Source organism: Micromonospora sp. NPDC005806 (genome assembly GCF_042871425.1).
Taxonomy (GTDB): Bacteria; Actinomycetota; Actinomycetes; order Mycobacteriales; family Micromonosporaceae; genus Micromonospora.
This window is the reverse complement of the sequence record NZ_JBIAIL010000028.1, coordinates 79,291-98,515: the sequence shown is the minus strand read 5'-3', so window position 1 is coordinate 98,515 and position 19,225 is coordinate 79,291. Positions and strand designations below refer to the sequence as shown.

20 protein-coding genes are annotated in these 19,225 nt (G+C 71.4%); 13 read left to right on the top strand and 7 right to left on the bottom strand.

Annotation, left to right across the window (positions count from 1 at the left end; genetic code table 11):
• Window positions 1-191: 191 nt before the first annotated feature.
• The gene (locus tag ACFYOS_RS25510) at window positions 192-959 is read left to right on the top strand and encodes an enoyl-CoA hydratase/isomerase family protein (protein ID WP_387146472.1); all 768 of its coding nucleotides are present in this window, start codon (window positions 192-194) and stop codon (window positions 957-959) included.
• A gap of 111 nt (window positions 960-1,070) precedes the next feature.
• Here ACFYOS_RS25510 and ACFYOS_RS25505 read toward each other — a convergent pair whose 3' ends face one another.
• On the bottom strand, window positions 1,071-2,027 hold the full coding sequence (locus ACFYOS_RS25505; RefSeq protein ID WP_387146469.1) for a ribokinase: 957 nt from the start codon (window positions 2,025-2,027) through the stop codon (window positions 1,071-1,073).
• 167 nt (window positions 2,028-2,194) lie between these two features.
• On the opposite strand from ACFYOS_RS25505, the gene ACFYOS_RS25500 reads away from it, so the two are divergent.
• From ACFYOS_RS25500 to ACFYOS_RS25475, 6 genes are all read left to right on the top strand, one after another.
• Window positions 2,195-3,277: a LacI family DNA-binding transcriptional regulator gene (locus ACFYOS_RS25500; protein ID WP_387146467.1), complete on the top strand. Its 1,083-nt coding sequence runs from the start codon at window positions 2,195-2,197 to the stop codon at window positions 3,275-3,277.
• Window positions 3,278-3,289: 12 nt separating this feature from the next.
• The gene (locus ACFYOS_RS25495) at window positions 3,290-4,342 is read left to right on the top strand and encodes an ABC transporter substrate-binding protein (RefSeq protein ID WP_387146464.1); all 1,053 of its coding nucleotides are present in this window, start codon (window positions 3,290-3,292) and stop codon (window positions 4,340-4,342) included.
• Between the two features lie 3 nt (window positions 4,343-4,345).
• Window positions 4,346-4,939, top strand: a complete 594-nt coding sequence (locus ACFYOS_RS25490) for a hypothetical protein (protein ID WP_387146461.1) — start codon at window positions 4,346-4,348, stop codon at window positions 4,937-4,939.
• Window positions 4,936-5,763, top strand: a complete 828-nt coding sequence (locus tag ACFYOS_RS25485) for an ABC transporter ATP-binding protein (RefSeq protein ID WP_387146458.1) — start codon at window positions 4,936-4,938, stop codon at window positions 5,761-5,763. Before ACFYOS_RS25490 ends, ACFYOS_RS25485 begins: the two co-directional genes overlap by 4 nt.
• Window positions 5,764-5,864: 101 nt before the next feature.
• Entirely contained in the window at window positions 5,865-7,397 is a 1,533-nt protein-coding gene (locus ACFYOS_RS25480) for an ABC transporter permease (protein WP_387146456.1), read from the top strand.
• 52 nt (window positions 7,398-7,449) lie between these two features.
• Window positions 7,450-7,863 (top strand): OsmC family protein, encoded by a 414-nt coding sequence (locus tag ACFYOS_RS25475; protein ID WP_387146453.1) that lies wholly within the window; start codon window positions 7,450-7,452, stop codon window positions 7,861-7,863.
• A 133-nt stretch (window positions 7,864-7,996) separates the two neighbouring features.
• Here ACFYOS_RS25475 and ACFYOS_RS25470 read toward each other — a convergent pair whose 3' ends face one another.
• The 3 genes from ACFYOS_RS25470 to ACFYOS_RS25460 form a co-directional block, all read right to left on the bottom strand.
• Window positions 7,997-8,440: an HNH endonuclease gene (locus ACFYOS_RS25470; RefSeq protein WP_387146450.1), complete on the bottom strand. Its 444-nt coding sequence runs from the start codon at window positions 8,438-8,440 to the stop codon at window positions 7,997-7,999.
• A 327-nt stretch (window positions 8,441-8,767) separates the two neighbouring features.
• Window positions 8,768-10,294, bottom strand: coding sequence for an FAD-dependent oxidoreductase (locus ACFYOS_RS25465; RefSeq protein WP_387146447.1), 1,527 nt, complete (start codon window positions 10,292-10,294; stop codon window positions 8,768-8,770).
• A 38-nt stretch (window positions 10,295-10,332) separates the two neighbouring features.
• Entirely contained in the window at window positions 10,333-10,824 is a 492-nt protein-coding gene (locus tag ACFYOS_RS25460; protein ID WP_387146444.1) for an MSMEG_6728 family protein, read from the bottom strand.
• Window positions 10,825-10,912: 88 nt separating this feature from the next.
• On the opposite strand from ACFYOS_RS25460, the gene ACFYOS_RS25455 reads away from it, so the two are divergent.
• From ACFYOS_RS25455 to ACFYOS_RS25440, 4 genes are all read left to right on the top strand, one after another.
• Entirely contained in the window at window positions 10,913-12,694 is a 1,782-nt protein-coding gene (locus ACFYOS_RS25455; protein WP_387146442.1) for an NAD-binding protein, read from the top strand.
• A 91-nt stretch (window positions 12,695-12,785) separates the two neighbouring features.
• Window positions 12,786-13,259: a hypothetical protein gene (locus tag ACFYOS_RS25450; protein WP_387146440.1), complete on the top strand. Its 474-nt coding sequence runs from the start codon at window positions 12,786-12,788 to the stop codon at window positions 13,257-13,259.
• Entirely contained in the window at window positions 13,256-13,609 is a 354-nt protein-coding gene (locus tag ACFYOS_RS25445) for a hypothetical protein (protein WP_387146437.1), read from the top strand. Before ACFYOS_RS25450 ends, ACFYOS_RS25445 begins: the two co-directional genes overlap by 4 nt.
• Before the next feature lie 11 nt (window positions 13,610-13,620).
• Complete coding sequence (locus tag ACFYOS_RS25440; RefSeq protein ID WP_387146434.1) at window positions 13,621-14,037, top strand: hypothetical protein; 417 nt, start codon at window positions 13,621-13,623, stop codon at window positions 14,035-14,037.
• A 5-nt stretch (window positions 14,038-14,042) separates the two neighbouring features.
• Here the strand turns inward: ACFYOS_RS25440 and ACFYOS_RS25435 are convergent, their stop codons facing one another.
• Together ACFYOS_RS25435 and ACFYOS_RS25430 are read right to left on the bottom strand one after the other, a co-directional pair.
• Complete coding sequence (locus ACFYOS_RS25435) at window positions 14,043-15,284, bottom strand: APC family permease (RefSeq protein ID WP_387146431.1); 1,242 nt, start codon at window positions 15,282-15,284, stop codon at window positions 14,043-14,045.
• Window positions 15,285-15,293: 9 nt separating this feature from the next.
• Window positions 15,294-16,031, bottom strand: a complete 738-nt coding sequence (locus ACFYOS_RS25430) for a phosphatase PAP2 family protein (protein WP_387146495.1) — start codon at window positions 16,029-16,031, stop codon at window positions 15,294-15,296.
• Window positions 16,032-16,171: 140 nt separating this feature from the next.
• On the opposite strand from ACFYOS_RS25430, the gene ACFYOS_RS25425 reads away from it, so the two are divergent.
• Entirely contained in the window at window positions 16,172-17,383 is a 1,212-nt protein-coding gene (locus ACFYOS_RS25425) for a DUF4032 domain-containing protein (protein ID WP_387146428.1), read from the top strand.
• 144 nt (window positions 17,384-17,527) lie between these two features.
• Here the strand turns inward: ACFYOS_RS25425 and ACFYOS_RS25420 are convergent, their stop codons facing one another.
• The gene (locus ACFYOS_RS25420) at window positions 17,528-18,046 is read right to left on the bottom strand and encodes a hypothetical protein (protein ID WP_387146425.1); all 519 of its coding nucleotides are present in this window, start codon (window positions 18,044-18,046) and stop codon (window positions 17,528-17,530) included.
• Between the two features lie 174 nt (window positions 18,047-18,220).
• Here ACFYOS_RS25420 and ACFYOS_RS25415 point away from each other — a divergent pair, with 174 nt between their 5' ends.
• Window positions 18,221-19,207, top strand: coding sequence for a helix-turn-helix domain-containing protein (locus ACFYOS_RS25415; RefSeq protein WP_387146422.1), 987 nt, complete (start codon window positions 18,221-18,223; stop codon window positions 19,205-19,207).
• The last annotated feature ends 18 nt before the right edge of the window (window positions 19,208-19,225 follow it).

The window sequence follows — 19,225 nt, the reverse complement described above, 5'->3', positions numbered from 1 at the left end:
CCGGCCAGAGCGTCACCCTGAAGTTCACCGGCACGGAGGACATCTCGCTGCAGACCTCCTTCGTCATCGACGACACCGCGGTGAACGTCTCCTGACGTAGCCGCCGAACCCGGGGCCCGGCGGCCACCCCAGGCGGGTGGTCACCGGGCCCCGCCGCTATGGTCGGCCGGACCACGGGCGGAGGGGGAGACATGTCGGACGCGGAGCTGACCGTCACGGTGACCGGCCCGGTGGCGACCGTGGTGATTCGGAATCCGGCCCGCCGCAACGCGATGACTCCGGCCATGTGGCGCCAGCTCCCGGTGCTGCTCGACGGCCTGGAGGCGGACCCGGCAGTACACGCGTTGGTGCTCACCGGCGCCGACGGCACCTTCTGCGCCGGCGCCGACCTCGGCGACCTGGACGAACTGCTGGAGGCCGGCGACGGCAGCATCGCGGTGGCCGCCGAGGAGCGGCTCGCGGATTTCGCCAAGCCCACCGTGGCCGCCGTCCGGGGCGCCTGCGTCGGCGGCGGGTGTCAGCTCGCCGTCGCCTGCGACCTGCGGCTGGCCGCCGCGGACGCACGGTTCGGCGTACCCCCGGCGCGGCTCGGGCTGGTCTACCCGGCGCCGACGACCCGCAGGCTGGCCCGGCTGGTCGGGCCGTCCGCCGCCAAGCACCTGCTCTTCAGCAGCGAGCTGGTGGACGCCGAGCGGGCGCTGCGGATCGGCCTGGTCGACGAGGTGCTGCCGGCCGACGCGCTGGATGCCCGGGTGGCGGCGCTCACCGCCGCCATCGCCGAGCGCTCCCGTCTCACCGTGGCGGCGGCCAAGGAGATCATTGACGGCCGCGCCGATGGCGACCGGATCGCCTGGTGGCACGGGCAGGTCCGGGCCAGCGGCGAGGCCCGCGAGGGGGTGGCGGCGGCCAACGAGCGTCGGCCGCCGCGCTTCGGCTGGGCGCCACCCGGCCGTCCCTGACCGCCGTTCGACCGCCCTCCGTCGGTGGGCGTCGAAGCCTTCGACGGGGATTGGGGCGATCAGGAAGTCCGCCGGCAGAACGGCAGGGCCGCGAACCGGCGCCGCGCTGGGTCACAATCCGGTGGCCGCCCAGGCGAGGGCGTCGTCCAGGTCGCCAGCCACCGGGAACGACGACTGAGTGCCTGGGCGGGCCACGCTGGCGGTCGCGCACGCACAGCCCAGCCGTGCGGCGGCCGTGGGTGGGAGCCCGGCGGCGAGCCCGTACGAGAATGCGCCGACGAAGGCGTCCCCGGCGCCGGTGGTGTCCACCACCCTCGTCTTCGGCGGCGTGATCCGGACGACGGCTCCCGAAGCGTCGAGGACGGCGGCACCTGCCTCGCCGAGTGTCGCCACGAGTTTCACGCCGAAGCGCTGCGCCACCTCGGCGAGCGTCGCATCCGTCGGGGCGCTGCTGACATCTTCCGCCGCCCCGGCTCCGGCCAGGAAGCCGAACTCCACCTCGTTGGGGATGAGCCAGTCGGTGACAGCGAGCAGTTCGGTGCTGATCTCCGCGGCGGGCGCGGGGTTCAGGATGGTGATCGCGCCCCGCGCCTTGGCCGCTTGAAAGCCGGCGGCGGTCACGGCCTGGGGAACCTCGAACTGCCCGACGACGACGTCGACCCCGGGGACCGACTCGACCGCGGTCTTCGCTTGATCTTCGGTCATGTAGGCGTTCGCGCCCGGAACACAGACGATCCGGTTGTGCCCACCAGCCTCCACCCAGATCGGTGCCACCCCGCTGCTGGCCTCCGGCGTGCGCGTGACGTAGGTGGTGTCGATCCCAGCCGCGTGGAAGTTGTCCACGGTCATGTCGCCGAAGACGTCGGTGCCGAGGCAGCCGACCATCCAGACGTGCGCGCCGAGTCGTCGTGCCATGACCGCCTGGTTGGCTCCCTTGCCGCCGAAGCCGAGGGCGAACTGGTCACCGATCAGCGTCTCGCCCGCGTCCGGGACCCGCGGCATGTACGAAATCATGTCGATCATCGTGCTGCCGATGACGACGATGCGCGCCCCTTCGACAGTGCTCATGGCGTGCGGTTCCAGGCCGTGGGGTGGCTGCCCAAGCTCATGCGTTGTCTCTCCGCGAGGTCGGATCTCGGGGATCTCTTCCAGGTGCTTGACGGGGATGCTCGCACGGTTCTACGGTCCGGTGCAATCGATACCAGGTTTCGATTTCAGAGGACGGGTGACCCGCGATGTCTGACGCGACGATTGCCGACGTGGCGCGCCGTGCCGGCGTCTCCGCGACGACGGTCTCGCGGTTTCTCGCAGGTCAGTCGGTCCGCGCGGCCGACACGATCCGGGCGGCCGTCCAGGAGCTGGACTATCGTCCGAGCCCGGTTGCGCGCAGCTTGCGCTCGGGACGTACGAGGTCGATCGCGCTCGTCGTTCCCGACGTCACCAACCCGTTCTTCGCCGCCGTGGTGAAGGGCGCGGAGGCGGTGGCACGGCAGGACGACTACAACCTGTTCCTCTACAACACCGACGAGAACGTGGACCGGGAGGTTTCCGTCCTCGCGGATCTTGTCGGCCGCGTCGACGGGGTCATCCTGGCGCCGACGGTCGAGTCCGACGACGCGCCGTTGCGCGCGCATCAAGCCGGTCTGCCTGTCGTCTTCCTCGATCGCGAGATCGGTGGGTCCCCGATGTTCGACGCCGTGCTGGTCGACAACGCCGGAGGAAGTCGACGTGCCGCGGAGCATCTTCTGGATCTCGGCCATCGGCGGATCGCGATCGTCAACGGCACCCAGCACTCGACCCCCGGCCGACAGCGCCGCGAAGGCTTCCTCGAGACACTGAAGTCGCGGGGGGTGGAACCGCCCGAGGCCTACCACGAGCTTGGCGATTTCCGTGAGGAGGGCGGCTACCAGTCGGTGATGCGCCTCCTCGCGCTGGAGCACCCGCCGACCGCCATCTACGTCACGAACAATCTGATGACGATCGGGGCGCTGCGTGCTCTGCACGACCTCGGCGTCCGGGTGCCGGACCAGGTGTCCCTCGTCGGCTTCGACGATCTCCAGCTGGCGGCGTTGCTGCCGCCGCCCCTCACGGTCGTCGACCGCCCGATGGAAGAACAGGGGGCCCTGGCCATGCGGCTCCTCCTCGGACGACTGCAGGACAGCCAGGACTCGACGCCGCGTCGGATCGTGCTGGAGACCAAGCTGCTGGTCCGCGGATCGACCGCGCCACCCCGGGATCCAGCACCGATCGCGGCCACCGGAAGCGCAACGCCGGCGCCCAGGCACCCCTTCCACACCTCTCACCGACGCCCGACCTGATTGGACATCGACATGCCGACCACTCGCCGTGACTTCTTGTCCGCGACCGCGAAAATCCTCGGTGGCGGGGCGCTCCTGGCCGCAGCTGGCGGAACTCTCGCAGCCTGCGGCGGAGACCCGACCGAATCCACCTCCACGGGTGCCGCCCCGGTCACCTTCCAACTCGGCTGGCTCGCGAACGTCGAAAACATGGGCATCTTCATCGCGGACGACGCGGGCTACTTCGCGAAGGAGGGCCTGCAGACGACCATCGTCCCGGGCGGACCGTCGGTGTCCGTAGGGCCCCTGGTCGCCAGTGGGAAGGCGTTCGTCGGACTCGACTCGGTCGACACCGTCGCCCGGGCGCGTAAGGAGGGCGCCCCGCTGAAGATCGTCGGCGCCACCCTGCAGAAGAACCCCTCGGCCGTGATGTCCCTGGCCAAGAACCCCATCCGTACGCCGCAGGACCTGGTCGGCAAGCGGCTCGGCGTGCAGCAGTCCGGCATCGAGATCTACAACGCGTTCTTCAAGGCGAACGGGGTGGACCCCAAGTCGGTCAAGTACGTGCCGGTCCAGTTCGACCCGGCTCCCCTGGTCAACGGCGAGGTGGACGCCTTCGCCTCCTTCCTGACGTCTCAGCCCATCCAGCTCAAGCGTCAGGGGATCGAGGCGGAGGCCTTCCTGCTCGCGGACTTCGGCTACGGACTGTGGGCCGACGCCTTCGTCGTCAGCGAGGAAACGCTTGCCGACAAGCAGAAGCGAGCGCGGCTCGTCAAGCTGATGCGCGCCAGCGTGAAGGGCTGGCAGGACGCGGTTCAGGATCCTCAGCGCGGGGCGAAGCTCGCCGTCGAGAAGTACGGAAAGAGCCTTCAACTCAACTCCGCCGAGCAGTTGCTCACCGCTCAGGCATTCGTCCCGCTGATCTCGACGCCGGAGACGAAGACCAACGGTCTTCTCGCCATGTCGAAGGACGGCATCGAGTCCAACATCAAGACGATGGCGTCAGTGGGCATCACCACCTCGGCCGAAGACCTGTTCGACACGACGATCCTGGAAGACGTGTTCCAGGGAAAGACCACGGTGTAGGTCATGACGACCGGGGAGGAGAGCGGGTCCGTGCGGCAGTTCGATCCGTGGACCAAGGTCAGGACGCTGCACGACCTCGCGGCGGACGAGGTCATCTCGGCGTTCCAGAAGGCGGTCCGTCGCGGCGAGCTCGAGGAGGCGACACTGCTCGCCTACGAGATGTACGCGACCAGCGAGGAGCTGGAGGAGTGCCTCTGGCACCGGCTGCAGGTCATCTCCGTGGAAGACGTCGGTTCGGGATCCTTCCTCGAGCCGGTCATTGTGGATGCGGTCTATCGCATGCACGCGCGCGTGCCGCGCGGGCGCGGCGACCGGTTCCTCTTCGCCGTGCACGCCATCCGCGTGCTCGTCGGTAGCACCAAGGACCGGACGTCCGACGAACTGGCCAACTGGGCGGCGGGGGTTGTGCAGAACGGACAGCGACTGCCGCAGATCCCGGACCATGCGCTGGACATGCACACCCGACGTGGTCAGGAGATGGGCCGCGACCTGCTCCATTTCCTGGAGACGGGCGCATTCGTGAACAACGAGGTCCCGCACCGGGACACGACCTACCGCGAGTGGCTCCTCGCGGCGGCGAGAGCGGAGCGGAAATGAGCGAGGTTGCGGCGCCCATCGGCGCAGCGGCCACCCCGCCAGCAGCGCAGGGGCTGGTCGCCGCCGGCGTGACCAAGTCGTTCCGGATGGGCCGATCCACCGTACTGGCGCTGAACGAGGTCGACCTGACCACCGCCAGCGGTTCCTTCACCGCCCTCCTGGGCCCCTCGGGCTGCGGGAAGTCGACCCTCATGCGGATCTTCGCCGGCCTTGAGACCGCCACCTCAGGTCGCGTGCTCGTGCACGGCCAGGAACCCGATCGGGTACGTCGCGAGCACCGCGTCGGCGTCGCCTTCCAGGATTCCGCGCTGCTGCCGTGGCGCAGTGTCGAGGCCAACATTCGGCTCCCGTTCCAGGTCGCCGGCCGAAAGGCGGATCCAGCGGAGATCCGTGATCTCATCAAGCTGGTGGGGCTCAACGGCTTCGAGCAGGCACGTCCCGGCCAGCTCTCCGGGGGGATGCGTCAACGCGTGGCCATTGCCCGCACCCTGGCGATGAACCCCGACGTGCTCATGCTCGACGAGCCGTTCGGCGCGCTCGACGAGATGACGCGGCAGCGTCTCAACCTCGAACTCCAGCGGATCTGGCTGGAGCGCGCGACGACGACGCTGTTGGTGACCCATTCGATCGCGGAGGCCGTCTTCTTGGCCGACCGGGTCGTGGTCATGGCGCGGCGGCCGGGCCGGGTCCTGTCGACGGTCGATGTCGACCTTCCTCGACCCCGCACCCCGGAGATCCTGCGGAGCGCCGAATTCCACGCGCTCTGCGACCACCTGGGCGAGTTGCTCTTCACCCAGCAGTCCACCGAAGAGGCAGAGCTCTGATGAAACCGAACCCGGCGGTGCGAGCACCCGCCTCGTTGGCGCTTGCCCCTGCGCCTGCGTGGCTGCGACGGGCGCTGCCCGGCGCAGTCGGACTCGGCCTGGTGCTGCTCGTCTGGACCGCGCTCTCGAGCGGCCTCGCCGATCTGAAGGTCATCCCGGCTCCGCTCGACGTGGCGGTCAAGATCTGGCAGGACCGGTCCGCGCACGAAGCGAACATGGCCGTCACACTGCGGGAGGCCATGGTCGGGTACGTCTGGGGCAACCTGGCCGCGATCCTGCTGGCCGTGCTCTTCGTTCGCCTCCCGGCGGTCGAGCGCGTGCTGCTCCGCCTGGCCATCGCGAGCTACTGCGTCCCGCTCGTGGCCATCGCGCCGATCCTCGTGGTGGTGCTTCCCGGTGACGCGCCGAAGGAAGCCCTCGCGGCGCTGTCCGTGTTCTTCACGACGCTCGTTGCCACTGTCGTCGGCCTGCGCTCAAGCGACAAGGCCGCCGTGGACCTCGTCCACGCCTGCGGCGGGTCGGGCTGGCAGACCCTGCGGCTGGTGCGGATCCGTGCCGCGCTGCCGAGCCTCTTCGCCGGTCTCCGCATCGCGGCCCCGGCCGCACTGCTCGGGGCAATCATCGGGGAGTATCTCGGCGCGAGCCGTGGATTGGGTGTCGCGCTCGTCCAGGCCCAATCGTCGTTCGAGGTGGAGCGGACCTGGGGGATCGCACTGGTGATCTCGGCACTGGCCGGGCTGCTGTATGCCGCCACCGCCGTCGTCGCCCGGCTGTTGACGCCTTGGGTGGGCAAGCAGCTGGATGTGGGAGCGGGCACCGTCGACGCTGCCGACCGCCGCGGCGGCAGGATTTACCGAGCGCTCGAAACCGCCGGCTTCCTGCTGCTGTCCGTGGCCGTGACGCTGGTCGGATGGTATGCGCTGCTTCGGCTGTTCGACCTGAACGGCTACTTCGCCAAGACGCCGGTCGATGTCTTCCAGTATGTCGCAGCCGACCCGGACGCCGCGGCGCATCGCCACGAGCTGTGGGCGGCGCTCAGGGTCACGCTGCTGGACGCGGCCATCGGCTACCTCGTGGGCACGGTCGTCGCCGTGGTGATGGCGATCGTCGTGGTGACCATTCGCGCGGTGGAACAGACGATGATGCCGGTCGCCATCGTTCTCCGGTCGGTCCCGTTGGTAGCCATGGCGCCGCTGATCGCGCTCGTCTTCGGCCGCGGCCTGCTCGGTGTGTCGGTGATCGTCGCGCTGGTCGTCTTCTTCCCCACCCTGGTCAACCTCTCCGTCGGGCTGCGCGCGGCACCGCTGCCCGCCTGCGATCTGGTCACCTCGATGGGTGGTTCGCCGTTCCACACGGTGACCATGGTCCGCCTGCAGTACGCGCTGCCGGCGCTGTTCGCGTCGGCACGGATCGCCGTGCCTGCGGCGATCGGCGGTGCGACCCTGGCCGAATGGCTGGCGACCGGCGACGGCCTGGGCAGCCTGCTCGTCGTCGCCTACAGCAGCTCGCGCTTCGGCACCCTGTGGGCCGGAGCGGTACTCGTGGTCGTCGTCTCGGTCGGTCTCTACGCGTTGATCAGTGCGGTCGAGCGACCGGTGCTCCGGCGCTACACACCCCAGTACTCGACGCGATGAGGAGCAGTGCCTCGGTAGTTTCGGTCGCATGACTGATGACACTTTCCGCTCGGTGGACATCGAGCGCACCAGCGTCGGGCGGTACGTCGCCCGGAACGTACGCGGCGGCTCGATCTCGATCGGGATGGGCGACGACGACAGCTTCACGCCGGTGGAGCTGCTGTTGGCGGCCATCGGCGGCTGCACCGCAATCGATGTCGACCTCGTGACCAGCCGGCGCGCGGAGCCCAGCGAGTTCACCGTGAAGGTGACGGGCGACAAGATCCGGGACGAAGCCGGCGGAAACCGGATGGAGAACCTGAGGGTGGAGTTCGTCGTCGCGTTCCCGGACGGCGAAGCCGGCGACGCGGCGCGGGAAGTGTTGCCGCGCTCCGTGCAGATGTCACACGACCGGCTCTGCACGGTCTCGCGCACCGTCGAGCTCGGCAGCCCGGTGTCGACCGTCATCGTTCCCCGCCCCAGTTAGCCCGCCGACTCGGGAGGCAGACGGAGCGCTCCGGCCCGGGAGCTCGCCGTGGGCACGACCACGCTCAGGGCCGGCGGGCGCCGCGCCGGAGGCGTACCTCCGACGCGGCCCCCCGTGCCCGCCGGCCGGCCCGTCACCGCCCGGCGAGCGCCGCCCAGCTCGGCGTCACCGGCTCGCGCCGCAGCGGCATGCCCGCCTCGGCCGGCGTCCGGTCGCCCTTGCGCTGGTTGCACTCGTAGCAGGCGGCGGTGGTGTTCTTCCAGGTGTTCCGGCCGCCGCGCGAGCGGGGCAGGATGTGGTCGATCGTGCTGGCCGGGGCGTCGCAGTACGCGCAGCGCCGGGCATCGCGGCGCAGCACGCCGGCCCGGGACCAGGCCGGGCCGGCGCTGAACCGCCAGCGGGTGACCACGTACCGGACGAGGCGGACCACGCGCGGCATCGGGAACACCCCGATCACCTGGTCCGGCTCGGCCTCGTGGATCTCGGCGACCCGCCGGCAGAGCATCCGGATCGCGTGCTGGACGGTGACCCGGTGCAGCGGGCCGAGGTCGGCGTTGATGACGAGGACGGCGTCCACCGGGCTCTCCCTTCACGATCGGTGGTGCGGCAGCAAAAAGCCGCCCGGTCCACGGGACCGGGCGGCGACGACGCGGGTAGGCGTCAGTCGGGCCTCCCGGCGCGGGGACCTTCGGCTCGGTAACCATCGACAGGCAGCATTGGCGACCCGCACGTGACGTGCGACAACGACATGACATGCTCCCCGACGGGCTGGTTGACCTTGCGGGGATCACGGTAGGCGCGGGGCGCAGCGGCGGGCAACGCATTTCGATGCCCCTGCCGACAGCGCCGCCGACCGTGAGAAGGGCACCCTTCTCGACACCAGGCGTCAAGAAGGCGCCCTTCCTTACCGCCGGGCGAGCAGGCCGCGGGGGCGGACCGAGCGGACCGGCTCGGCCGCGGTGCCCTCGGCCCGCAGGATCTGGTTGGCGGCGAGGATCCCGGTCGCCGCCGACCGCTCCATCAGCGCGCTCGGAAACTCCGTGCGGATCCCGTCGCCAGCCAGGTAGAGGCCGTCGGCGTCGGTGCGTACGCCGGGCCGCCGGGCATGACTGCCCGGGGCGAACGCGGGGGCCTGCGCCGCAACCCGGGCGCGCAGTTCGCGGACTCGCAGTCCGGCCGCCTCCGGCCAGAGCGCGGTCAGCTCGACCCGCATCCGCTCGGCCAGCTCCTCCGCCGGCACGTCCGGCTCGCAGGCGTACGCGTGCAGCTCGACCACCGAGCCGCCGGTGCGCTCGGCCCAGCGGCGCGGCTCCCGCTCCAGCCGGTGGTAGAGGGTCACCGAGTCCAGCGTGGCCTGCCGGGACACCCCGCTGAAGGGTGCCCGGTCCGGCGCGACGTCCCCGTCCAGCCAGTAGCGCGCCACCGCGTACGGCGGACCGGGCTTGCCGAACGCGGGCATCCGCGCCACCAGCCGGGGCGCCGCCGCGACCAGGCCGGGGGACGCGGCGACCAGCGCGGCGGTCGCGGGCGGGTCGACGGCGAGCACCACGTGCCCGGCGTCGTGGGTGCCGCCGTCGGCGGTGGTCACCCGCCAGCCGCCCGGCGTCCGGTCCAGTCGAGCGGCGGGGGTGCCGGTGCGCACCCGGCCGCCGTGCTGCTCCACGTGCCGGGTCAACGGCTCCCAGATCGCCGTGGCGTAGTCCTCGTCCGGGCAGTCGAAGGCCAGCCCCTCCGGGTTGCCGAGCAGGTAGAAGTGGAACTGGGCGATCAGCTCGGCGGCCGACATCTCCGCCTCGTGGTTGAAGAACGAGTGGGAGAAGACTTCGAAGAGCATCGCCCGGGCCCGGTCCGGCAGCCGCAGCGAGGTGAGCAGCTCGTCGGCGGTCCGCCCGTCGAACTCGGCGTAGGTGCGTACCGGGTCGTAGCTGAGCAGCGGCAGCGCGGCGTCCCGGTCCATCGTGCGCAGGTCGGTCAGGCGCAGGCTCGGGCTGCGTAGCAGCAGGGCGAGCAGGTTGGCCGGCGGCGCCGGGGGAAGCCGGCCGAACTCCTCGGTCGGCCACTGCGCCGACAGGATCGGATAGCCGGAGACCGGCTTGAGGAAGCCCAGGTCGGGGTCGACCCGGCGGAGGACCGACCGCCAGTTGTAGTACTGCCGGAAGAACGCGTGGAAGCCGTGCTCGTTGCGCTGCGGGCCGTCCGGCAGCTCCTCCGGCCAGGCGCCCAGCCGGCCGCCCAGGGTGCGCGCGGCCTCCAGCACGGTCACGTCCACGCCGCGTTCGGCCAGCACCACCGCCGCCGACATGCCGGCGATGCCGCCGCCGACCACCACCGCCCGCACCGGGCGCGGCACACGGGGTGCACCACCACCGCCGGGGTCCACCACGTGCTCGCGTACGCCGATGAGCCGACCGAACACTCGCGACAGTGCCATGTGTACCTTCCCTGCCGAGAGGCCTCCAGTCTGCCGGCTCAGCCGTCCGGCGGCAGCAGGCAGCGCCGCTGCCGATCCGACGCGGGCCAGACGTATTCCAGGTCGGGCGGGACGTCGCCGAAGCGCGGGCCGTAGTGCGCCGGGTCCTTGCGCAGCAGGGACGAGCGGTGGCTGCGGTGCAGGTCCTCCCGCCCCAACCAGGGCGGCAGCTCACCGGCCTCGGCCAGCTCCGCCTGGGTGCGGATGGTCTCGATCCCGCAGGCGGTGGCGAGATCGGTGGTCATGGTCGCCGCGCAGGTGTCCGCCCGGCCCGGCTCGGACCACACGGCGCACATGTCCAGCCCGTACCGGGTCAGTGCCTCCTCGTACCCGGCCCACATCTTCACCGCCGGGTGGTTGCGCCAGCCGTAGTCCGGCCGGGTCAGCCCGCGCAGCACCTGGATGGTCTCCACCCGCTGCTTGCCCAGCCGCTTCTGGTCCAGCGCCCGGGCGCTCGCCAGAAAGTCCGGGTACGGGAGGAACGTCTGCATGCCGCTGCTCTACCCGTACCTGGGAACACCATGCGTTCATGATCAAAGGGGGCTGCGCGTACGGCGATCGACTGACTACGATCCGGGCATGGCCGAGCCCCTGCGCGACCGCGCGCGCCGCGCGACCGGTTGGCGGCTCCGGATGAACGGGGACACCCGCCCGCACTACGTGGTCTGCGGCTCCGACCCGCTCACCTACTGGGTGGTCCGGTCGCTACTGGCCACCGAGTCGCCCACCGGGCAGGTCCGGATCACCCTGGTCCTGCCCGAGCGTCGCCGCTCCGACGGACCGGACGGCCGGGACCTCGAGGGCGTACAGGTGGTCCTCGCCGACCGGCTCGACGAGGCCACCTTCCGCCGGGCCGGCCTGGCCGGCGCGGACGGGTTGGCCCTGCTGCACCAGGACGACGTGGGCAACATGCACGCAGCGCTCTGCGCCCAGGAGGTCGAGCCCCGGCTGCGCCTGGTGGTACGCATGTTCAACACCAGCCTCGCCAACGGCCTGCGGCAGCTCTTCCCCGACTCGGCGGTCCTCTCCGACGCCTCGATGGCCGCCCCGGCGTTCGTCGCCGCCGCGCTGGGCGAGCTGGCCCCCACCCACTTCCGGCACGCCGGCCGCACCCTCTACGTGGCCCGCCGTGCCGACGTACGCCCGCAGGACGTGCTCTGCGGGCTGGCCGTCACGACGGACCCGCAGCTGGTCCGGGTGCTGCCCGCCGACGAGCCGTCGGCCGACGTGGTGCTGGCCGAGGCGACCGGGCAGCCACCCGGCACCGAGCTGGCCGCCCGCCGGCTGGTCCGGGCCCGGCGCCGCCGGGAGCCCGTGCTGGTGCTGCTCCGAGCGGTCCGCAGCTTCGCCACCCGCAAGATCGGTATCGCGGTGCTGGTGCTGCTGGCTGTGATCGCCGTCCTCGGCTGGCTGAACGCCCGCGCGTCGGATCTGAACTGGTCCGAGGCGCTCTACCTCACCCTGGTCACCACGCTGAGCGGGCAGGATCCGGACGTCAACAAGCCGGTCGCCGCTCAGGTCATGCAGGTGGTGCTCAACCTGGCCGGGTTGGCGCTGATCCCGCTGATCACCGCCGCCGTGGTCGACGGCATCGTCAACGCCCGGCTCGCCCTGCACAATGGCCGGATCCAACCCGACCGCACCGGGCACGTGGTGGTGGTCGGGCTCGGCAACATCGGCACCCGGGTGATGGCCCAGCTGCACGACTTCGGGGTCGAGGTGGTCGCCATCGACAAGAACCCCGACGCGCGCGGTGCCGCCCTCGCCCACCGGCTCGGCGTACCGCTGATCGTCGGGGACGCCGGGCTGGAGGAGACCCTGCGGGCCGCCTCGGTGGCCACCTGCCAGGCGTTGGTGGTGGTCTCCACCGACGACGGCACCAACCTGCGCGCCGCGCTGAACGCCCGCAGCCTCGACCCCGACCTGCAGGTGGTGCTGCGCCTCTTCGACGGCGACTTCGCCGAACGGGTCCAGAAGGCGTTCGGCATCGGCATCTCGCGCAGCGTGTCGTACCTGGCCGCGCCCGCGTTCGCGGCGGCGCTGCTGGATCGCGCGGTCATCGCCACCATCCCGGTCGACCGGCACGCGCTGCTGGTCACCGAGGTGCCGGTGGTCGCCGGCTCCCCGCTGGACGGCCGCCCGCTCGCCGCGGTGGCCCGCCCCGGCGAGGTACGCCTGCTCGCGCACACCCGGGCCGGGCAGAAGACCGACTGGTCCACCGACCCGCGCATGGTGATCCAGGCCGGGGACCGGCTGACCGTGGTGGCCCGGCGGGCCGGGTTGAGCGCCCTGCTCCGGGAGACCGCCCCGATCTCGCCGGAGCCCACGGGTCTGCCGGTGCCGCGCCAGCCGGAGGACTGAATGCGAGACGTCCCCCGGCTGGTACGGCTGGCCATCGTGATCAGGGTGTCGACAGCGCACGGGACAGGACTTCCACGGTAGTGTGGATGTCGTGGGTGCGGTCTACGAAGAGCTTCCCTTCAGCGAGTTCCTCCACCGGCCGGCGGCTGCTGCCGACCGGCTCGACAAGGTGCGGGCCCTGCGCTTGCGCCGCCGTGACGCCGGGGACCTCGCGCTGACCCGGGCCGACCAGTTGGAGCGGGACGCGATCGTCGTTGACTTCACCGCCCGGCTCCTCGCCGGTCTGGTGCGGACCGAGCCGGCTGAGGTGGTTCGCCGGGTGCTGAACGAGGCGCTGCCGTGGGTGGCCTTCCTACCCGACGCGGACGTCGACCAGTTGCTTGCCGAACTGACCACGGTTGCCCAGGGCGCTGCATCGCTGGAGAACCTGTCGCCGGTTGCGGTCCTGCTGACCCAGTGGCGGCATACCGCCGAGATTCATGCCGACCCGACCCTGCTGGAGATCGTGACCAGGGAGCCCAGCGGCGACCTCGGCCCGGTGCCGATGCCGGGCGCGGAGCGATGAGTCCGAAGCGCGGCGACCGGGCAGCTCCGCCCGCGGTCGATGGTGAGTACGAGCTGCGCTTCGCCGACTCGGCGGCCGCCGACGGCTGGGAGCAACTCGCCCGGCAGGCGGCCACGAACCTGCGCCGCGCCTACGACCTACTGCGCGCCGACCCGAGGTCGAAGGCGAGCTCGGAATGCCATCACCGGCTCAAGGGCTCGCTGGCCACCGCTCAATGGAAGGGCCAGGCCCTGGAACGCTGGCAGTACGAGGTCACCGGTGGTGGTCGCATCTGGTACCTGATCGATGACGACCGCCGCACGGTGTGGTTGACATACGCGGGCACCGCCCATCCTCGGGAGACCGACTGACGATGTCGTCGGTGGACCGCCTGGGTGCGGCCGGCTTGCCTGTCCTTCAAGCGCCGTACGCCGCGCCGGGGCTGCCCTCGCGTGCGGCGGCCTGGCGGCCGGTGATCAGCTCGCTGACGCACGCCGCCTGTCGAGTCGGCCACGACGAGGAGGATGGGCCGGCCCGCCTGGAGCGGGAGTGGCGCCGCCTCCTGGTCGAGCATCGCGTGGTGAGCGACGACGGCAGACTGCTGGTGAGCCTGTCGGGCGCGGACGGCGACTGGGCGCTGGTCCGGCTGCCGGACGAGCCGGTACGACTCGGAGAGCTCGGGCCCTACCGGGGGGAGCCGGAGTTCGTGGCCATGTCGGTCGCCGGTGACGTCGTCTGCGGGGTGACCGTCGAGGAATACGACATGTGGATCATCTGCACCCGACCCGCGCCCGAGTAGCGGGCTCAGGCTGCCCCGACGGCGTGGCGGAGGGCGTACCAGAGGGCGCCGAGGGCGAGCACGCCGAAGCCGGCGAGCACGCTCGCCACCGGCAGGTTGACCGCCAGCACCAGGCAGCCGACCAGCCCGAGCGCGGCGAGCAACTGCACCGGGATCCTCCGGTCCCGGTCGCGGCCCAGGGTGAGCGATGAGGCGTTGGTGATCGCGTAGTAGACCAGCACCGTGCAGCTGGAGAAGCCGATCGCGCCGCGGACGCCGCCGAGGGCCACCACCACGATCACCACGGCGGCGACGGCCAGCTCGGCGCGGTGCGGCACCCGGGTGCGCGGGTGCACGGCGGCCAGCGCACCGGGCAGGTCTCGGCGGCGGGCCATCGCCAGGGTGGTCCGGCCGACCCCGGCGAGCAGGGAGAGCAGCACCCCGGTCACTGCCACGGTCGCGCCGGCCCGGACCAGCCAGGCCAGTCCGGGCAGCCCGGCGGCCCCGACCACGTCGGCCAGCGGCGCGGCCGAGCCGGCCAGCCGCTGCTCGCCCAGCACGCCGAGGGCGACCACGGCCAGCACCAGGTAGATCGCCAGCACGATGCCGAGGGCCACCGGCACCGCGCGCGGGATGGTCCGCTCCGGTTCGCGTACCTCCTCGCCGAGGGTGGCGATCCGGGCGTACCCGGCGAAGGCGAAGAAGAGCAGGCCGGCGGCGGTCAGCACGCCCCGGATCCCGGTGCCGGCCACACCGTCCAGCCGGTCGAGGGCGACGTGCGGCGCGCCGGTCACCGCGACCACGGCGAGGACGGTGAGCACGACGCCGACCAGGATCCGGGTGGCGGTGGCGGTCTTGCCGATACCGCGCAGGTTCACCGCGGTCACCGCCACCACCGCGAGGACCGCGACGAGCCGCGCCCGCCCCGGCCAGAGGTACGCCCCGATGGTCAGCGCCATCGCCGCGCAGCTCGCCGTCTTGCCGACCACGAACCCCCAGCCGGCGAGGAAGCCGGCGAACGGGTGCAGGCGTTCCCGGCCGTAGACGTAGGTGCCGCCGGACTCCGGGTAGCGGGCCGCCAGCCGGGCCGAGCTGGTCGCGTTGCAGAAGGCGATGAAGCCGGCCAGGGCCAACGCGACCAGCAGCCCGAAGCCGCCGGCCGCCGCCGCGGCCGGGGCGAAGACCACGAAGACGCCCGCGCCGAGCATCGATCCCAGACCGATGACCACCGCATCGGGTACGCCCAGCCGCCGCGTCAGATGATCCACGCCCGGACCCTAGGGGTACGAGGTGAACGGGCGGTCCCAGTTCCGCAACCGTTCCGGCAACGGCAGGCCGTCCCAGGGCACCCGGTGCAGCAACCGGTCCAGCAGCAACCCGAGCAGCAGCCCGGCGACCGAGTCGGTCAGCCAGTGCCAGCCGAGGTAGGTGGTGGTGCAGAGCACGATCAGCGGCGGCAGCACCCGGACCATGGTGGCCAGCCGGGGTGGCATGGTCCGGCCGAAGGTGCGTAGCAGCGGCGCCAGCAGCAGGGCGAGCACGCCGTACCAGACGATCGCGTTGGCCACGTGCCCCGACGGGTAGGACTGGGCGAAGCGCACCGGCAGCTCGTGCTGGAAGAGCGGCAGCGTCTGCTCCGGCGACAGGAACGGCTCCTTCATGCTGGCGCTGGGCGCCGGCCGGGCGGTCCACACCTTGAGCGGCCCGATCGTCAGGTAGGTGAGCACGAACGCGACCACTGGCGGCAGCACCGGACGGACCGAGCGGAGCCGGATCGCCAGCAGCACGCCGAGGCCGGCCGCAAGGAGCGTCAGCGGGGTGCCCTGACCCAGCAGGTTAAGGATCCGGGCGGTCCACTCGGCAACGGTGGGACGGTGGGCGTCGGCCCAGTCGGCGACCGCACGGTCGAGACCGAAGAGGTGGCCGGTGGCCAGCGCCACGGTCAGCCCGACGAGGACGGCGAGCAGCAGCCCGTCGAACCACCAGCCGGCCGGTCGGACGGGCCGGAGCCGCAGCTTCTCGCGTACCCCTGTGGTCTCCCGCACGCGACCACGCTACCGGCCGTCGGCGGCGCCGGACCGGCGCGGGCGCCGGCGGCTGTGTGCCGGTTCACGATGGGAAGCGCTCGCCGGGGGAAGCGGTCACACTTGTGGCCGTGCGGATCACCTCGGCCCTCGTCGACCCGGCGCTGCTCGACCTTCCCTGGTCGACCCCGCTGGAGGAGTGGCCTGCCCAGCACCTGGTCGCACTGCCCCAGGGCATCTCGCGGCACATCGTGCGTTTCGTCCGCCTCGGCGATTACGTGTACGCGGTGAAGGAGACCGGCGAACGGGTGGCCGAGCGGGAGTACGACCTGCTCCGGGCCCTGGAGCGGATCGACTTCCCGTCGGTCGAGGCGGTCGCGATCGTGGCCGACCGGCAGACCGAGGACGGCGAGCCGCTGGATCCGGTGCTGATCACCCGGCACCTCCAGTTCTCGCTGCCCTACCGCGCGCTCTTCTCCCGGACGCTGCGGCCGGAGACCATGAACCGGCTGCTCGACGCGCTGGCGGTGCTGCTGGTCCGGATGCACCTCACCGGCTTCTTCTGGGGCGACTGCTCGCTGTCCAATACGTTGTTCCGCCGGGACGCGGGCGCGTTCGCCGCCTACCTGGTGGACGCCGAGACCGGAGCGCTGCACCGCTCGCTCTCCAACGGCCAGCGCGGCGAGGACCTGGAGATCGCCCGGGTCAACATCTTCGGCGAGGCGTTGGACCTCCAGGCCGCCGGGCTGCTGCACGAGTCGATCGACCCGGAGGTGGTCTGCGAGGAGGTCGTGCAGCGGTACGAGCGGCTCTGGCACGAGATCACCTACGAGCAGCAGGTAGAGCGGGCGGCCCGGCACGACATCGAGAGCCGGATCCGACGCCTCAACGAGTTGGGCTTCGACGTCGCCGAGGTGGCCATGTCGACGGCGGACAACGGCCGGTACCTGGTCCGGCCCAAGGTTGTCGACGCCGGCTACCACACTCGCCGGCTGCTCCGGCTGACCGGCCTGGACGCCGAGGAGAACCAGGCCCGCAAGCTCCTCAACGACCTGGACGCGTACCGGGTGGAGAGCGACCTGGCCGACGAGCAGCAGGCCGCGCACCGCTGGCTGACCGAGGTTTTCGAGCCGGTGGTCCGGGCGGTGCCGGCGCACCTGCGGCGCAAGCTGGAGCCGCAGGAGCTGTTCGCGCAGATCATCGAGCACAAGTGGCTGCTCTCCGAGCAGGCCGGCCGGGACGTCGGCATGCGCCACGCGGTGCAGTCGTTCCTGGCGGACGTGCTGGTGCACCGTCCGGACGAGCAGGCCGTCCTCGGCGTCGAGGTCCCCACCGCCGGCTAGATGTACTGCCCAGGGCGTTGCTCGCCCCCGGCCACGCCGGCGGTAGGCCACCAGCCTTCGACAGGGTGACCTACCGCAGGCGCAACGTGGTCGAACGCCGCTTCAACAGGCTCAAGCAACGTCGCACCCACGTTCAGGCTGAGCTCAGTCGAACGATGGCCACAGGCCGGTGTTGGGCGTCCAGAGGCCGAAGCGGTCGTAGTTTCCGGTGTATTGGTAGGGGATGCCGGCCCAGGCCTCGCCGTGGTCGGCGTCGAGCGCCCAGATGTCGGAGGGCGTGGTGACCTGGACGCCGGAATAGCAGTCGGCGCGGTCCTTGAAGTAGCCGAGGTCCTTGCTGGAATTGCTGCCGTACTTGACCATTACCCGGAGAACGACGCCGCGGCCGTTGGCGAGCTCATCGTGGACACAGAGGGTGAGCATGCGCATGGTGCGCGGCGTGCTGCCGACCTCGGCCCACAGCTCGTACGAGCCGATGATCTGACCGCTGGAGTTCTTCACCCACATGCGGCCGGTTCCCGGTGGCTGGTTCTCCAGAAATCGCCGCTGGAGGTAGTCGCCTGACTTCAGGGTGGGCAGCGCGGCGTAGGCGGTCGGTGCGAGCAGGGCCAGGACGGCTACGAATACGCCTCCGACCACTGTGGTGCGCAGGAAGGTCTTCATGGCCGTCGATCTTGGTGGCGGCCGATCACGGGCCGCAACGTCTTTGCCCCCTGCGGAAAACACCCTGGTCCGACGATGCCGGCCCGGAGTCGGTCGTCGCGATCCGGTCGGCGGAACCGTGACGGCTGGACGGTTGTCAGACTGGACGCACGTCCAGCCGACCCGGGAACCGTCATGCTTCGGATTCACTTCACCGCTGCCGACCTCGCCCGCACCCGGATCGCCCGTGCGCCTGACCCGCTGTGGGAAAGCGTGCTCAGCATGCACTGGCTGCGGGTCCGGTGCCCGGATCCGCTGCTGGCCGGGTGGCGGCAACGAACGTTCGGGTTGCTGCATCAGCGCCACGGTCACCGGGCCGAGGTGGCGTTGCCGCTGTCGATCAACCCGCCGGCGGGCTACTTCCCGGACTTCCTCACCCCCATCGAGGCGACCGGCGGGTTCGAGCCGGGACTGGACGCCCTGCTGCGCACGCCCAAGGCCAGACTCGCCTCCGACCTGGCGACGCTCGGGTCGACGGGGGTCCGGCTCCCATCGGCCGTCGCGGATCTGGCGGCTGGCGACGTGACCGCCCTGCGCCAGCTCGGGGCGGGCCTCCAGCGCTACTACCGGCTCGCGATCCTGCCCCTGTGGAACGCGATCCACTCCGCGTTCGACGCCGACCGGGCGTTGCGGTCCCGACGGCTGCTGAACCAGGGCCTGTCGGCGCTGCTCAACGACCTGCACCCGACCGTCAGGTTCGACGGCGGCGTTCTGACGATCACCGACTACATCGCCGAGCGTGACCTCCACCTGGACGGGAGGGGGTTGCTGCTCGTGCCCTGCTACTTCAAGCGGCACGAGAAGCCGATGGTGCTCGCCGATCCGCTGCTGCCGCCGGTGCTGGTCTACCCCATCCATCCGCACGCCCGCACGGTGTCGACGGCGGCTGCGGCCGGATCCCTGTCGGCCCTGCTGGGCGGTACTCGGGCCGCCATCCTCGTGCTGGCCGCCGAAGGCGGAACCACGTCGGAGATCGCCCACCGGCTCCACATCAGCGTCCCGTCGGCGAGCAGGCACCTGACCGTGCTGCGCTCCACGGGCCTGGTCACCAGTGCCCGCGACCGCAACGCCGTGCACCACACGCTCACCCCGCTGGGCCTGGCGCTGCTCAACGGCGGATGATCCGGCAGTCCGCCCTGT

Excerpts from the sequence above, each read along its gene's own strand:
- ACFYOS_RS25505 (WP_387146469.1), bottom strand. The coding sequence starts at position 2,027 with ATGAGCACTGTCGAAGGGGCGCGCATCGTCGTCATCGGCAGCACGATG.
- ACFYOS_RS25445 (WP_387146437.1), top strand. The coding sequence starts at position 13,256 with ATGAGTCCGAAGCGCGGCGACCGGGCAGCTCCGCCCGCGGTCGATGGT.
- ACFYOS_RS25485 (WP_387146458.1), top strand. The coding sequence starts at position 4,936 with ATGAGCGAGGTTGCGGCGCCCATCGGCGCAGCGGCCACCCCGCCAGCA.
- ACFYOS_RS25415 (WP_387146422.1), top strand. The coding sequence starts at position 18,221 with ATGCTTCGGATTCACTTCACCGCTGCCGACCTCGCCCGCACCCGGATC.
- ACFYOS_RS25500 (WP_387146467.1), top strand. The coding sequence starts at position 2,195 with ATGTCTGACGCGACGATTGCCGACGTGGCGCGCCGTGCCGGCGTCTCC.
- ACFYOS_RS25490 (WP_387146461.1), top strand. The coding sequence starts at position 4,346 with ATGACGACCGGGGAGGAGAGCGGGTCCGTGCGGCAGTTCGATCCGTGG.
- ACFYOS_RS25510 (WP_387146472.1), top strand. The coding sequence starts at position 192 with ATGTCGGACGCGGAGCTGACCGTCACGGTGACCGGCCCGGTGGCGACC.
- ACFYOS_RS25465 (WP_387146447.1), bottom strand. The coding sequence starts at position 10,294 with ATGGCACTGTCGCGAGTGTTCGGTCGGCTCATCGGCGTACGCGAGCAC.
- ACFYOS_RS25455 (WP_387146442.1), top strand. The coding sequence starts at position 10,913 with ATGGCCGAGCCCCTGCGCGACCGCGCGCGCCGCGCGACCGGTTGGCGG.
- ACFYOS_RS25420 (WP_387146425.1), bottom strand. The coding sequence starts at position 18,046 with ATGAAGACCTTCCTGCGCACCACAGTGGTCGGAGGCGTATTCGTAGCC.
- ACFYOS_RS25495 (WP_387146464.1), top strand. The coding sequence starts at position 3,290 with ATGCCGACCACTCGCCGTGACTTCTTGTCCGCGACCGCGAAAATCCTC.
- ACFYOS_RS25460 (WP_387146444.1), bottom strand. The coding sequence starts at position 10,824 with ATGCAGACGTTCCTCCCGTACCCGGACTTTCTGGCGAGCGCCCGGGCG.